The following is a 14,582-nucleotide window of genomic DNA, read 5'->3' on the forward strand; positions in this document are numbered from 1 at the left end:
AAAACAGCAATTTTCAAACTTTTTTTGTCTTGGTTTAAATGGAAAATGTGGAAATTAGAAGTTTTAGAATTTTGTATTATGGTTGTAAAAATGAATTATATAATTTGTAATAAACTTGATGGACTTGGGACTAGACTAAGTGCTGTATGTTACAATCTCTATTTAGTAAATATATTTGGCGATAAAAATTGTTTTAAGTTTATAAGGTTAAAAAATTCATTAAAAGAGACAAATTATAGACCTCTTGAAAGTTATTTTGATTATAAAGAAGCCTTAAAGATAAAGGAATATTTTTCTTATCAATTAGGACTTGCTTTTATAAAAGCTTATAAAAATAAATGGCGTGGAGATTTGATTAAGTTTTATTTTAAAGATAGAACAGAGTTAAAGGCAAGGTATAAAAAATGAAAAAAATGGTAAATATCATACTTTGCGGAGGTAGTGGTACTAGGCTTTGGCCCTTAAGTAGAACCTTTATGCCTAAGCAATTTTTGCAAATTTTTGACAATTTTTCCTTGTTTCAACTTTGCTTCAAAAGAAATTTAAAGCTTTGCGATAAAACCTTGATAGTTTCAAATATTTCTCAATATTTTTTAGCACTTGACCAAATCAATGAACTTAATGAAAATTCCAACACTTCTTATATCTTAGAACCCTTTGGTAAAAATACAGCCCCTGCCATTAGTCTAGCTTGTTTATCCTTAAATAAGGATGATATTGTCTTAGTTACTCCAAGTGACCATTTAATAAAAGATGAAGAAGCCTATCAAAAGGCAGTTTTAAAGGCTAAGGAGTTAGCAGAACAAAATTTTTTAGTTACTTTTGGGATAACTTGTGATTTTGTATCAACGGGTTATGGATACATTAAATTTAAAAATGAAAACGAGGTTTGTGGCTTTTTTGAAAAGCCTGATTTTCAAAGGGCACAAGAATTTGTAGAGTCAAAAGAATATTTATTTAATTCGGGCATGTTTGCCTTTAAGGTTGGTTTTTTCTTAGAACAAATGCAAAAATTTGCACCCGATATTTATGAAAGTTCTTTAAATGCCTTTAATAACGCCTTAAAGCAAGAAAATTTAGTAAAAATTTATGAAAAAGATATGCAAGAACTTCCAAATTTAAGCATTGATTATGCCTTAATGGAAAAATCAAGCTCAATCAAGGTCGTTAAAAGCGATATAAGATGGAGTGATGTTGGTAGTTTTGAGTCTTTGTCTAAGGAATTTAAAAGCGATAAAAATGGCAATTTTAACAACGCAAAGGGTATATTTTTAGATTCTTATAATAATTTTGTCTTGGCAAATAAAAAATTTATAGCCACCATTGACATTAATGATTTAATGATTATTGACACCGATGATGCCTTGCTTATTGGTAAAAAAGAGTCAGCTCAAAGGGTAAAAGAAATTTATGAAAATATCAAAAATGATGATATAGGAACGACCCCTATAACCATGCACAGACCTTGGGGTACTTATACTACTTTAGAAGATGAAAAGGGCTATAAGATAAAAAGGATAGTGGTTAGACCTGGAAAAAGGCTTTCTTTACAAAAGCATTTTCATAGAAACGAACACTGGATAGTTTTAAGTGGTACGGCTAGTGTGCAAGTAGAAGATGAAATAAGACTTGTTAGGCCAAATGAGTCAATTTATGTAAAAATGGGGCATACTCACAGACTTAGCAATGAGGGCAAAATTCCAGTTGTCTTAATAGAGGTTCAAGTTGGAGAATACACAAAAGAAGATGACATAGTAAGAATAGAAGATGATTTTAACAGAGGTAAATTATGAAAAAGGCTTTAATTACAGGGGTTACAGGTCAAGATGGGGCTTATTTGTCCGAGTTTTTATTAAAAAAGGGATACGAAGTACATGGCATAAAAAGAAGGTCTTCGCTTTTTAATACTGATAGAATAGACCATTTATTTGAAGGCCATCATAGTAAGGATAGCAAATTTCACTTACACTTTGGGGATATGACAGATTCTATGAATTTAACAAAGTTAATAGCCCAAATTCAACCTGATGAAATTTATAACCTAGCAGCAATGTCTCATGTAGGGGTTAGTTTTGAAACGCCAGAATATACAGCAAATGCCGATGGAGTTGGAACTTTAAGAATTTTGGATGCAGTTAGATTTTTAGGACTTATTGAAAAAACTAGAATTTATCAAGCTTCAACTAGTGAATTATATGGCAAGGTACAAGAAATTCCACAAAATGAAAACACCCCTTTTTATCCAAGGAGCCCTTATGCAGTGGCAAAAATGTATGCTTATTGGATTACTATAAATTATAGAGAAGCTTATAATATCTTTGCTTGTAATGGAATTTTATTTAACCATGAAAGCCCTGTTAGAGGTGAAACTTTTGTAACCAGAAAAATCACTCGTGCAGCATCTAAAATAGCCTTAAATTTGCAAGATAAGTTATATTTAGGAAATTTGGACGCAAAAAGGGATTGGGGACATGCAAAAGATTATATAAAAATGATGTGGTTAATTTTACAATATGAAAAGGCAGAAGACTGGGTAATAGCCACGGGTCAAACTACTATGGTGCGTGATTTTGTAAGACTTGCTTTTGAATATTGTGGAATAAAGCTTGATTTTAAGGGCAGTGGCTTAGATGAAAAGGGAATAATTGATGATTTAGACCTAAATAGGGCTAGTGAGCTTGGGCTTGATTTTAGCCATTTACAAAAGGGGCAAGTAGTAGTTGAGGTTGATAAAAGGTATTTTAGACCAACTGAGGTGGATATATTGCTTGGCGACCCTAGTAAAGCAGAAAAAAAATTAGGGTGGAGTAGAGAGTTTAACTTGCAAGATTTGGTAAATGATATGATGAAAAGTGATTTAAAAATGATGAAAAAAGATGTTTATCTTAAAAATGGTGGTTATACCATTTTAAGATATTTTGAATAAGGAGCTAAAAATGCAAACGTTTTTGCAAAATTTAAATGAAAAATTAAAACTAAATAACGAATTAAACTACCAGCTTTTAATGTCACAAATCATTTTAAATTTAAGCATTGATAAAAAAGACAAAGAACTTTTATTATTATTGCTTCAAAATAGGTATAAAAATTATATTAGAATTAATCATAATGAGGGGTGTTTTGAAAATGTAAAAAGCTATCTAAGGCTTTTAAGACCATTAAAGCTACCTAGAAAAAATTTAACTCGCATAGGTGGCAAGAACGATGGAGGCTATGTAATGCACTCAATGGGGGGGGGGATTTGAGTAAGATAAAAGCCCTTTCTCTTGGGGTAAGTGAGCATTCTCCTTGGGATTTGGAAATGGCAAATTTAGGCATTAAGGTTATAGAGTATGATGCAAGTATACAAAACTCACCTTATAAGCATGAAAATATAAGCTTTCATAAGAAATTTATATCAAATAAAAACGATGATTTAAATATCACCTTTGAGAAAGTTTTAAAGGATAATGAGCTTAAAGGTGATGAAAATATCTTGCAATGTGATATAGAAAATAGCGAATGGGATATGCTAGAAAATTTAGATATAAGGGAGCTAAAAAGGTATTTTTCTCAAATTATCTTTGAATTTCATGGGTGTAATCCAGAAGAATCAAGTGGCTTTGAAAAAAGGATAAAGATTTTAAATAAATTAAATAGCGAATTTACGCCCTTTCATACGCATTTAAATAACCATGGAAAAATTTTTTATTCTAGGGGCTTATTTTTTAGTACTACCATTGAAGTAAGCTTTTTAAGAAAGGATATAGCAAGTAAGTATAAGCAAGTTTATTATAAAAAGGGTGGAAATATAAAGAATTTAGATTATCCAAGTGTGCCATATAATCCAGAATTACCACTTTATTTTGAAAGGCTTGATAGGTGAAGACTATATTTTTAACAGGCGGTAGAGGCATGGTAGGGCAAAACATATTAAAATGTGAATTTGCTAAAAATTATAAAATTTTAGCCCCTAGTAAGTATGAGTTAAATTTATTAGATAAAGGGGCAATTGATAGCTTTTTAAAGGCAAATAAAATTGATTATGTAATCCATGCAGCAGGGCTAGTTGGGGGCATTGCAGCAAATGTAGCAAATCCTGTTAAGTTTTTAGTACATAATGCTTATATGGGTTTAAATTTAATAACTTCTTGCTTTGAAAATAATATAAAAAATTTTTTAAATTTAGCAAGTTCGTGCATGTACCCAAAGGATTTTAACGGGCTTTTAAAAGAAAATTTAATTTTGAGTGCTAGTTTAGAACCTACAAATGAAGGCTATGCCTTGGCTAAGATTTTAAATACTAGGCTTTGTGAGTATATAAACAAAGAAGATAAAAATAAAACTTATAAGACCTTGATACCTTGTAATCTATATGGTAAATTTGATAAATTTGACAAAAACGCCCATTTAATCCCAGCTATCATTGCAAAAATTCATTTTGCTAAAAGCAATGATTTAAATATAGTTGAAATTTGGGGGGATGGTAGTGCAAAAAGGGAATTTATGTATGCAAGTGACTTAGCTAAAATTTGCTTTTTTTCGCTTGAAAATTTTAATAACCTGCCAAATAATTTAAATGTAGGCACGGGAAAGGATTATAGTATTTTGCAGTACTATAAAATAGTAGCTAGGGTGCTTGGTTATAAAGGAGAATTTAGTTTTGATTTAACTAAGCCTGTTGGAATGAAGCAAAAATTGCTTGATATTTCTAAGTTAAAAGCCCTTGGCTTTGACACTTATACCAATTTAGAAAGAGGAATTATGCAAACTTATGAGTATTATAAAAGTACCTTAACGGGGGGGGATTAGGTCTTAACAAAACCACAAAACAAATCCCTAGCAAGGTGGCGTAAATGGGATTTAGTTTTGATATACAAGAATCTAAGTTAGCAGGGGTTTTTATAATAAAACCAAATATAGCTTGGGATAACAGAGGTAGTATTTATACTTCATTTTACAAAGATGACATAGAAAAGCTTTTACCAAAGAATCTTTTTTTTAAACACGATAAATTTTCCCTATCTTGCAAAAATGTTTTAAGAGGAATTCATGGAGACTCTAAGTCCTATAAATTAGTAAGTTGCGTTTATGGGGAGATTATTCAAGTTGTAGTTGATTTAAGAAAGGAAAGTCCTACCTATCTAAAATGGGAAAAATTTATCATAAATAAAGACAATCAACTTTTTATTTTAATGCCACCAAATATGGGTAATGCGTATTTTGTAAAATCTAACGAAGCTTTGTATCATTATAAATATGCTTATACAGGCGAGTACCTTGACGTACATGAGCAATTTAGTCTTGCTTACAATGATAAAAGCATTAATATAAACTGGGGCGATATAGACCCTATATTAAGTAGTAGAGACCTTAACCATGGATAGTAAAATTTACATTGCAGGGCACATGGGAAGTGGTGGAAGTGCTATAAAGGGGTATTTATTAAAAAATGGCTATACGAATTTAGTATATAAAAATCACAAAGAATTAGATTTAACAAATCAAAAAGCAGTAAGTGAGTTTTTTAAAAGTGAAAAACCTGATTTTGTATTTTTATGTGCAGTTTTACCATGTGGGGTTGCAAATACCTTACAAAAGGCTGATTTTTTATATGTAAATACCATGATAGTAAATAATATTTTATACAGTGCTTATGAAAATAAGATTAAAAAGCTTATTTGTTATGGTTCAGGCTATATGTATCCAAAAAATGCTATAAACCCTATAAAAGAAGAAAGCTTGCTTGATTCAAAGTTAGAAAAAAGCGTGAGTTATTATGGGCTTTCAAAAATTCATACAGCCATGCTTTGTGAGGCCTTTAACTTACAATATAACACAAATTTTTTATGTCTAGCCTTAAATAATCTTTATGGCATAAGTGCAAATTTTGACCTTGCAAATGCTAGGGTTTTACCTGCCTTGCTTAGAAAATTTCACCTTGCAAGATTGTTAGAAGAAGATAAAGAAGATTTAGTTTTAAAAGATTTAAATATGAGCTTAAAGGATGCTAAAAAATACCTTAGTGATTTTGGCATAAGCAAAGAAAGCGTAGAAATTTGGGGAACAGGACAGACTAGAAGGGAATTTTTACACAGCCAAGACTTTGCAAGTGCGTCCTTTTATGTAATGCAAAATGTGGATTTTAAGGACTTAAAGGATAATGCCTTGCTTAATATAGGAAGTGGGGTGGATTATTCCATAAAAGAAGTTGCCTTAATGGTTAAAAAGATAGTTGGCTTTAATGGGGACTTAGTATTTAATGCTAATAAGCCAGATAACACAACGCCTCGTCTCATGGATACTTCAAAGATAAATTCACTTGGATGGAAAAGTAAAATTGACTTAGAAAGGGGTATTAAAATGATGTATGAGTGGTATAAAAACACTTATGGGGGGGGGGATTTAGTTCTTAACAATTTAATCTTCCTTAAAAGTGCTTAGGAGGATTAAATGAAATTATATGAATTTTTACAAAAAGACTATGAAGAAATTTGCGTTTTAAATCTTAAAAAACTAAAAAATAAAACTATCTTAATAACGGGCAGTAATGGGCTAATAGGTAGTAATTTACTTTCTTTTTTATATTTTATAGACAAAAAAGAAAGGCTAAATTTAAAATTAATAGCCCATTCTTTTTCAAAGCCAAATTTAACTTTGCCAAGGGATGAAAATATCACTTATTTAAATTCTGATTTAAGTAAACAAGGCTTAAATGTAGATTTTGATTATTTGATACACGCAGCAACTTACGCCCAACCTAAAAAGGTACTTCAAAATTTATATCAAAGCATAAATTTAAATGTAAATTCTTTTTATGAGTTATTACAAAGGGCAGAAAGTAATAAAGCTAAGGTTTTATTTTTAAGTTCATCTTCTATTTATGGCGAAGTGGACGATTCTTTGCATTTTGGTATAAGAGAGATTTATAAAGGCAATATTGATATAAGTAAAATTTCTTCTATTTATGGAGAAGCTAAAAGAATGGGAGAATTAATAGCCCAAAGCTTTGCTGATAAAATCGACATTAAAATTGCAAGAATTGCCATAGCCTATGGTCCTGGAGTTAAATTTGATGATAAAAGATTTATAGCTGAATTTATCAAAAAAGCCTTGATTTTAGGCAAAATTGAGATGATGGATAGTGGTCTTGCAAGTAGGCAAATTTGTTATATAAGCGATGTTATAGAAATGCTTTTAAATGTTTTGTTAAATGGCAAAGAAAGAATTTATAATATAAGTGGGGCATTTTATGGTGGATATGGGGCTAGGATAAAAGATATCGCCAAAATCATAGCAAAATATACAAATGCAAAGCTTATAAGCCCAAAAGAAGATAAGGGCGTTGAGGGTGCTTATAAAAACGTGGTTTTAGACATTAGCAAATATACAAACGAATTTGAAAAGGCTAATTTTAAATCGATTGATTATGGCATTAAAAGAAGTATTGAGTATTTTCAAAGTTTTTTTGATAAAGAATTAAAAGGGGTGAAAAATGTTAAGTAAGGAGTTAAGAAAAGACATTTTAAAAATTTCAAATAAGGCTAAAAGTTCTCATATAGGCTCAAATCTTTCTTGCATAGATATCTTAATAGCCCTTTATTTTAAGGTAATGTATATAAATAAAGAAGACTTTGCAAATAGGGATATTTTTATACTCTCAAAGGCCCATGCAGCTTTGTCTTTGTATGTTACGCTTTATCATAAAGGCTTTTTAAGCAAGGAAAGTTTAGATAGTTTTTATCAAAATAATGGCACTTTGCCAGCTCATTTAGATAAATTTAGCAATGAATTTATAGAAAGTTCAGCAGGAAGCCTAGGCCATGGTTTGCCAATAGCCCTTGGAATTGCTTTGAGTTTAAAATTAAATTTTGAAAAGGGGGCTAAATTTAGAAAGGTCTTTTGTTTAATGGGTGATGGGGAAAGCCAAGAAGGTAGCGTTTGGGAGGCCATTATGTTAGCCCCTGTTTTAAGGCTTAATAACTTAAGGCTTTTAATTGATTATAACAACTTACAAGCCTATGCTAGGACAAATGATATTTTGCCCTTAAATTCGCTAAGCGCTAAATTACTAGCATTTGGCTGGGAGGTTTTTGAGTGTGATGGGCATGATATAGAAAAAATTTCTAGCTTGATTAATGATTATAAAGGTTCTAAGCCCTTATGTTTGATTTGCAAGACTATTAAAGGTAAGGGCGTTAGCTTTATGCAAGATAAATTGCATTGGCATTATTACGCGTTAAGTGATGAAGAATTACAACTTGCCTTAGAGGAGTTAAAATGAGAAACGAGGTGGCAAAAATTATTATTAATACAGCAAAAAATGATGAAAGATTATTTTTAGTAGCAGGGGATGCAGGGCTTGGTTTATGGGATGAATTTAAGCAAAATCAAAGGCAGTATTTTAACCCCGGCATTAACGAGGCTTGTTCTATAGGATTTTGTGCAGGCTTAGCATTAAGTGGTAGAAAGGCAATTTATTACAATATCGCCCCCTTTGTTTTAATGAGACCATACGAACAAGTAAGAAACGATATTTGCTACCAAGAATTACCCGTTATTTTAATAGCCATAGGAAGTGGACTAACTTATGCACCAAGTGGCATTACTCATTATGCAGTAGAAGACATAGGCTTAGCCTTAACCTTGTCAAATTTACAAATTTTTTCTCCAAGCGATAGCATAGAAGCAAGAAAAAGTTTTGAGTATGCTTATAAAAGCGATAAGCCAAGTTATATTAGGCTTACAAAGGCAAATGACCCTATTTTACATAAGCAAGATATAAGAGATATTACTTCTTTGCAAATTCATTTAAGTGGAGATAGTGATTGTTTAATAATAAGCCATTCTGTGATTATAAACGAGCTTTTTGATATAGCTAAAAGCTTAAATATTACCCTTGCAAGTTTGCCTTTTATAAATTCAAATAACATAGAAAATTTAAATTTTATGCATAAGTTTAAAACTATAATAGTAGTTGAAGAACATTTTAATTTTGGTGGTTTGGGTTCCTTTTTAGAATATAAATTAAAAAGATATGTGCATAAAATAGGCATTAAAAATCACTTTATACACGAGATAGGAAAGCAAGATTTTTTAAGGAAAAAATTTCACCTTGATAAAGATAGCTTAGAAGTAACAATTAACAAAATTATAAAGGATGAAAGATGTTAAAAAGAAAGGGTTCAAATTTTCATTCTTTTTTATTTTCTAAGCTTAGAAAGGTAAAAATTTCACATGGTGGGGCTAAGATTGTAGTTTATGAGTATAGATTTTGTGGAATTTTGTTTTTTAAAAAGAGCATTGATTTTTCAAAAAATTTAGTTTTAGATGGGGGGGGGGTCTTTGGCCTTTTCTTTAAGCGAGGGCTTTTTTGATGAAAAGTATTTAAATACGCATTTGCCAAAATTAATTAAAAATTTGGATAAAAAAAGTTGTGAGGTAGTGTTTAGCATAATCAATAGGCTTAAATTTACTTATAAAAATAATAAGCATATTTTTCCCTTTTTAACCAGTAAAGAAAAGGCTTGTTTAAAGGATATAAGGGAAAATTTTCAAAATAAAATTTTTAAGATTAATGAGAATTTATATTTTTATGATGGCTTTTATTTGCCTGTGTCAGCCTTTGAAATTTCTGTGTTTTATCATAAACATAGTATGCATGTTTTAAGGCATTTGGATAAGCTTAAAGATAAGGATATTATGGATATTGGAGCTTATATTGGTGATAGTGCTTTGATTTTGTCAAAATTTACTAATAAAAAAATTTATAGCTTTGAACTAGATAAGAAAAATTTCTCACTTTTAAAAGAAAGCATAAGATTAAACAAGCTTGAAGATAAGATTAAGCCCTTTAATCTTGGACTTGGTAAGCAAAGAGATAGTTTTTATGTAAAAAGTGGTGGGATAGGTTCTTGTATAGATAAAAATTTAAAAACGCAAGAATTAGCACAAATTACAAGTTTAGATGAATTTGTAAAAGAAGTAAATGTAAATATAGGCTTTATAAAGGTAGATATAGAAGGGGCTGAGATGGATTTTTTACAAGGTGCAAAACACAGTATTTGTAAATATAAACCTGCAATGTTAATTAGTATATATCATGGGGTTAGGGATTTTTTTGAGATAAAGCCCTTAATAGAATCGTGGAATTTAGGTTATAGCTTTAAAATTTATAAGCCAATTGATACAAATATATCAGCCGAAACTGCTTTGTATTGTGAAATTTTAGATTAGTATTTAAAAAGATATTGTAAAATGCTTTTATTTAAAGGATAACTATGAAAGATTATATTTTAGCAAGTTCTACCTGGGATAAGGAAGAATTAGACGCTATAGCTGAGGTGATTAAAAATAATACTTTTACAATGGGTAAAAAGGTAGCCCAATTTGAAAAGGATTTTGCTAACTTTGTTGGTTCAAAATACACTGTTATGACAAGTTCAGGTTCAACTGCAAATTTAATAGCCGTGGCCTCTTTGTTTTACACTAAAAAGCCTAAATTAAAAAGAGGCGATGAGGTGATAGTTCCTGCTGTATCTTGGAGTACTACTTATTATCCTTTGTATCAATATGGGCTTAAATTAAAATTTGTTGATATAAATTTAAATACTCTAAATTATGACTTATCAGCCTTAAAGGGTGCAATTAGCGATAAAACTAAGATGATAATGTGCGTAAATTTGTTAGGCAATCCTAATGATTTTAACGAGATTAATGCCATTATAAAGAACAAGGATATAATTTTGCTAGAAGATAACTGCGAAAGCATGGGGGCAAGTTTTGAGGGAAAACAAACAGGCACCTTTGGCATAATGGGTACCTTTTCTAGCTTTTTTTCTCATCATATGGCTACTATGGAAGGTGGGCTTGTGGTAACTAATGATGAAGAACTTTATCAAATTTTATTATGCCTTAGAGCACATGGCTGGACTAGGAATTTACCAAAGGATAATTTAATAAGCAAAAAAAGTGACGATTGTTTTAGTGAATCATTTCGCTTTATACTGCCAGGTTATAATGTAAGGCCTGTTGAAATGAGTGGGGCTATAGGTATTAAACAGCTTATAAAATTACCAAAATTTATAGAAGAAAGAAGAAAAAACGCTAAATTATTTTGCGAACTTTTTAAGGATAATAAAAATTTTTTAATACAAGAAGAAATAGGAAAAAGCTCATGGTTTGGCTTTTCTTTTATTATAAAAAAGGATTCAAAACTAAATAGAAAAGAGGTTTTAAAAAGGCTTGAAGAAGCAAGGATAGAATATAGACCTATAGTTGCAGGTGATTTTACTCAAAATGAAGTAATGAAATTTTTTGATTATGAAATTTATAAGGACTTAAAAAACGCTAAAATTTTGCATACAAATGGCTTTTTTGTAGGAAATCACCAAGTAGATATTAGCAAGCATTTAAATAAATTAGCAAAAGTGTTAAATGGGGGGGGGTTAGACTAAATTTAAAAACACTTACGCCATTGTGCAAAAAGGCTGCATAATGGCTATTTGTTTTGATATTAAAGAAAGTAAGATAATAAGTGGCGTTTATATCATAAGCCCTAGTAAATTTAAGGATTTAAGGGGTGAAATTTGGACTGCTTATAATGATGATTTAGATAGTTTATTGCCAAGTGATATTCATTTTAAGCATGATAAATTTATAACTTCTTCTTATAATGTTTTAAGGGGGATTCATTATGATGATAAGACTTATAAGCTTGTTACTTGCATACATGGGGAGTTAATTCAAGTTGTAGTTGATTTAAGAAAAGATAGTCCTAGTTATTTAAAATATGAAAAATTTGTTGTAAACCCTTGCAATCAGCTTTTAATTTTACTGCCACCAAATGTAGGAAACGCACATTATATAAGTTCTAAAAATGGTGGGGTGTATTATTATAAACTAGCCTATAATGGCGAGTATTGTGACGCACCAAATCAACAAACCCTAGCTTATAATGATAAAAAAGTAAATATTGACTGGGGCGATATAAGCCCTATATTAAGCGATAGGGACAAGTTAAATAAGGGTTAGTATTTAATGTTATTAACCCTTAAAAAATCCCTTAATTTTTCATACTCATTATTTTCTAAAAAGCGGTACTTTCCAGGCTTTAACATGCCAAGTTCTAACACTCCAAAGGCTACCCTTTTTAAATCCATAACTTCTAGGTCAAAATGCCCAAAAAAGCGTCTAAGTTCTCTATTTTTACCCTCATTTATAATAACCCTAAGCTTTGTAAAACCACCACTATAACCAAAAATTTCATAGTCTAAGAATGGGGCTATTTTCATTGAAGTAATCTTTGTTTTTGCGTGAGCGCCTTTTTTTTCATTGTGAAGTTTAATGCCTTCTTGCATGGCTAAAATTACTTTTTCACTAATTTGCCCTTTTATTTTTAAATAATATTCCCTTTCTAAATCACTATTTATAAGTGCATTTGCCACACTTACGCTATCACTTAACAAAAGTAAACCCTCGCTGGTAAAATCAAGCCTTCCAACACTTACCCACGATGAAAAGCCCTTTGGCAAGCTATCATAAATGATTTTTCGCCCCCTATCATCTTTTTTACTAACTAATTCACCCCTTTGTTTATGATACATGATGACGCTAAATTTAGTGCGTTTAGCAATTTTTGTTCCCTTTATATAAAGTTTATCATCATCTTTTATACTATCTCCAAGCTGTGCGATTTTAGAATTTATCTTAACTAGGCCTTGTTTTATAAGGTTATCAGCTTCCTTTCTTGAGTATTTAGTATTATGTGAGATAAATTTATTAATACGCATAAAAATCCTTGAAAAAAATTGTTTAATTCTAACTTCAAGCATTTTAAAACAAGGTTAAAAATAAAAGTAAGAAAAAAATTTTTTCTTTTAATATTTTTTTACTTAAAATAGGTTATTATTACAAAATCATTAATAAAGGTTTGAAAATGCGTATAAAATTACCTCATATTCCTTATATTACGAATAAAATTATCCTTGATATTGAAAATGCATCTTTTATTGAGATAAAAGACCAGGAAGATAAGCTAAAACAATGTATTAAAAAGGTTTTAGAAGAAGATATAGCCAATGAAAGAAGACTTGATGAAAGGGCAAAGGATTTATTAGAAGAACAAGAAGATAATGTAGATTTTGCACAAGTTGATAGGAAAAATATGTTTTGGCTAGTTAAAAAGCAACTAGCTAATGAATTTGGTGTTTTTTTAAATACAGAAGATAGGCACAATCACTTAGCCCATAAAATTTTAAATGCCTTAGTAGATGAGGATTTTGTAAATTTCGTAGTTAGTGAAAATCGCGTTAAGAATTTGATATTTTCAAGCATAGAAGGCTATTTAAAAATTTATGAAGATATAGAAGATTTAGTTTATGAAAAAATAGATACTTATAAAAATAAACCTATTCCTGGCAGTGAAGAATACGAGCTTTTATTTGAAAAATTATACGAAGAAGAACTTCGCAAAAAAGGCATGTTTTAATGAAAGCAGTACTTTATTTAGAAAATGGACTTTACTTAGAAGCTAGTGCCTTTGGTAAGGGTGGTACCTTTGTAGCTGAACTTGTTTTTAATACCTCTATGACAGGCTATCAAGAAATAATATCAGATCCTTCATACGCAGGGCAATTTATAGTTTTTTCTATGCCTGAACTTGGCGTAGTTGGGACAAATAAAGATGATAATGAAAGTGCTGAGATTTTTGCAAGTGGGATTATATTAAGGCAGTTAAGTTCTTTTTATTCAAATTTTAGGGCACAGCAAAGTTTAAGTGATTATTTAGCTAAGCAAGGAAAAATTGGAATTTGCAATGTTGATACTAGGTACTTAGTAAAATTAATTAGAGATTTTGGGAATTTAAGGGCTATTATATCTACTGAAATTTTTGATAAAGATGAACTTAAAGAAAAGCTTAATTCAAGCAAAAGGATAGAAGAGACAAATTTAGTAGAAGAAGTTAGCACTAAGCAAACTTATACGCATAATCAAGGTATTTGGAACGGCAAGGCATATAACTTGGCTAAAAAAAGTGGTAAAAAAATAGCGGTGATTGATTATGGGGTTAAGAAAAATATCTTAAATGAGCTTGTAGAAGCTGGTTTTGAGTTAGAAATTTATCCCTTTAATACAAAGGCTGAGGTCTTTATAGATTTATTTAATAAGGGCGAACTTTGTGGGGTGTTTTTATCAAATGGGCCAGGAGAGCCAAAAATTTTACAAAATGAGATAGAACAGATTAAAAAACTAGCAAAGGCAAAAATTCCAATGTTAGGAATTTGTCTAGGGCACCAACTTTTAAGCAATGCCTTTGGTTATGAAACTTATAAAATGAAATTTGGACAACATGGGGCAAATCATCCTGTTATAAATTTAGAAAATAAAAGGGTAGAAATTACTGCACAAAATCATAATTATAATGTACCAGAAAATTTAAGCGAAGTAGCCTTTATAACGCATAGAAATTTATTTGGTGATAATGTTGAGGGCGTTCGTTATAAAGATTATCCAATCATATCGGTCCAACACCACCCAGAAAGTAGCTCAGGCCCACATGAAAGTAGATATATTTTTAAAGAATTTATGAAATTAGTGTGAAT

At 30.4% G+C, this 14,582-nt stretch carries 17 protein-coding genes and 1 pseudogene; 17 read left to right on the top strand and 1 reads right to left on the bottom strand.

Going from position 1 to position 14,582, the window contains the following annotated elements; genetic code table 11:
- The 15 genes and pseudogenes from FMM56_RS00660 to FMM56_RS00725 form a co-directional block, all read left to right on the top strand.
- Window positions 1-408: pseudogene (locus FMM56_RS00660) on the top strand (hypothetical protein); the annotation flags it as partial.
- A 5-nt stretch (window positions 409-413) separates the two neighbouring features.
- Window positions 414-1,793, top strand: a complete 1,380-nt coding sequence (locus FMM56_RS00665; RefSeq protein ID WP_150152075.1) for a mannose-1-phosphate guanylyltransferase/mannose-6-phosphate isomerase — start codon at window positions 414-416, stop codon at window positions 1,791-1,793.
- The gene (gene gmd / locus FMM56_RS00670; protein ID WP_150141787.1) at window positions 1,790-2,926 is read left to right on the top strand and encodes a GDP-mannose 4,6-dehydratase; all 1,137 of its coding nucleotides are present in this window, start codon (window positions 1,790-1,792) and stop codon (window positions 2,924-2,926) included. Before FMM56_RS00665 ends, gmd begins: the two co-directional genes overlap by 4 nt.
- Window positions 2,927-2,936: 10 nt before the next feature.
- Window positions 2,937-3,245 carry a hypothetical protein gene (locus FMM56_RS08850; RefSeq protein ID WP_223811454.1) on the top strand — a complete coding sequence of 103 codons (309 nt, stop codon included), beginning with the start codon at window positions 2,937-2,939 and terminating at the stop codon, window positions 3,243-3,245.
- The gene (locus tag FMM56_RS00675) at window positions 3,242-3,865 is read left to right on the top strand and encodes a hypothetical protein (RefSeq protein ID WP_223810294.1); all 624 of its coding nucleotides are present in this window, start codon (window positions 3,242-3,244) and stop codon (window positions 3,863-3,865) included. The genes FMM56_RS08850 and FMM56_RS00675 overlap by 4 nt, the downstream gene beginning before the upstream one ends.
- Window positions 3,862-4,791: an NAD-dependent epimerase/dehydratase family protein gene (locus FMM56_RS00680; protein ID WP_150141788.1), complete on the top strand. Its 930-nt coding sequence runs from the start codon at window positions 3,862-3,864 to the stop codon at window positions 4,789-4,791. Before FMM56_RS00675 ends, FMM56_RS00680 begins: the two co-directional genes overlap by 4 nt.
- 44 nt (window positions 4,792-4,835) lie before the next feature.
- Window positions 4,836-5,366 carry a dTDP-4-dehydrorhamnose 3,5-epimerase family protein gene (locus FMM56_RS00685; protein WP_150141789.1) on the top strand — a complete coding sequence of 177 codons (531 nt, stop codon included), beginning with the start codon at window positions 4,836-4,838 and terminating at the stop codon, window positions 5,364-5,366.
- On the top strand, window positions 5,359-6,423 hold the full coding sequence (locus FMM56_RS00690; RefSeq protein WP_150207448.1) for an NAD-dependent epimerase/dehydratase family protein: 1,065 nt from the start codon (window positions 5,359-5,361) through the stop codon (window positions 6,421-6,423). Before FMM56_RS00685 ends, FMM56_RS00690 begins: the two co-directional genes overlap by 8 nt.
- 9 nt (window positions 6,424-6,432) lie before the next feature.
- Window positions 6,433-7,485 (top strand): NAD-dependent epimerase/dehydratase family protein, encoded by a 1,053-nt coding sequence (locus FMM56_RS00695; protein ID WP_150206115.1) that lies wholly within the window; start codon window positions 6,433-6,435, stop codon window positions 7,483-7,485.
- Window positions 7,475-8,263: a transketolase gene (locus tag FMM56_RS00700; protein ID WP_150141792.1), complete on the top strand. Its 789-nt coding sequence runs from the start codon at window positions 7,475-7,477 to the stop codon at window positions 8,261-8,263. The genes FMM56_RS00695 and FMM56_RS00700 overlap by 11 nt, the downstream gene beginning before the upstream one ends.
- A complete protein-coding gene (locus tag FMM56_RS00705; protein WP_150141793.1) occupies window positions 8,260-9,153 on the top strand; it encodes a transketolase family protein in 894 nt (297 codons plus the stop codon). Before FMM56_RS00700 ends, FMM56_RS00705 begins: the two co-directional genes overlap by 4 nt.
- Entirely contained in the window at window positions 9,147-9,356 is a 210-nt protein-coding gene (locus FMM56_RS00710) for a hypothetical protein (RefSeq protein ID WP_150207450.1), read from the top strand. Before FMM56_RS00705 ends, FMM56_RS00710 begins: the two co-directional genes overlap by 7 nt.
- Window positions 9,310-10,215: an FkbM family methyltransferase gene (locus tag FMM56_RS00715; RefSeq protein ID WP_150207452.1), complete on the top strand. Its 906-nt coding sequence runs from the start codon at window positions 9,310-9,312 to the stop codon at window positions 10,213-10,215. The genes FMM56_RS00710 and FMM56_RS00715 overlap by 47 nt, the downstream gene beginning before the upstream one ends.
- Window positions 10,216-10,259: 44 nt before the next feature.
- Window positions 10,260-11,435, top strand: coding sequence for a DegT/DnrJ/EryC1/StrS family aminotransferase (locus tag FMM56_RS00720; protein ID WP_150141795.1), 1,176 nt, complete (start codon window positions 10,260-10,262; stop codon window positions 11,433-11,435).
- Between the two features lie 40 nt (window positions 11,436-11,475).
- A complete protein-coding gene (locus FMM56_RS00725; protein ID WP_150141796.1) occupies window positions 11,476-12,012 on the top strand; it encodes a dTDP-4-dehydrorhamnose 3,5-epimerase family protein in 537 nt (178 codons plus the stop codon).
- Here the strand turns inward: FMM56_RS00725 and FMM56_RS00730 are convergent.
- Window positions 12,009-12,770, bottom strand: a complete 762-nt coding sequence (locus FMM56_RS00730) for a pseudouridine synthase (RefSeq protein WP_150141797.1) — start codon at window positions 12,768-12,770, stop codon at window positions 12,009-12,011. The two genes, FMM56_RS00725 and FMM56_RS00730, sit on opposite strands and share 4 nt — an antisense overlap.
- A gap of 146 nt (window positions 12,771-12,916) precedes the next feature.
- On the opposite strand from FMM56_RS00730, the gene FMM56_RS00735 reads away from it, so the two are divergent.
- Window positions 12,917-13,468: a DUF507 family protein gene (locus FMM56_RS00735; protein WP_150141798.1), complete on the top strand. Its 552-nt coding sequence runs from the start codon at window positions 12,917-12,919 to the stop codon at window positions 13,466-13,468.
- Complete coding sequence (gene carA / locus FMM56_RS00740; RefSeq protein ID WP_150141799.1) at window positions 13,468-14,580, top strand: glutamine-hydrolyzing carbamoyl-phosphate synthase small subunit; 1,113 nt, start codon at window positions 13,468-13,470, stop codon at window positions 14,578-14,580. Before FMM56_RS00735 ends, carA begins: the two co-directional genes overlap by 1 nt.
- The last annotated feature ends 2 nt before the right edge of the window (window positions 14,581-14,582 follow it).

It is taken from the genome of Campylobacter sp. LR264d (assembly GCF_008633895.1).
Lineage (GTDB): Bacteria > Campylobacterota > Campylobacteria > Campylobacterales > Campylobacteraceae > Campylobacter_D.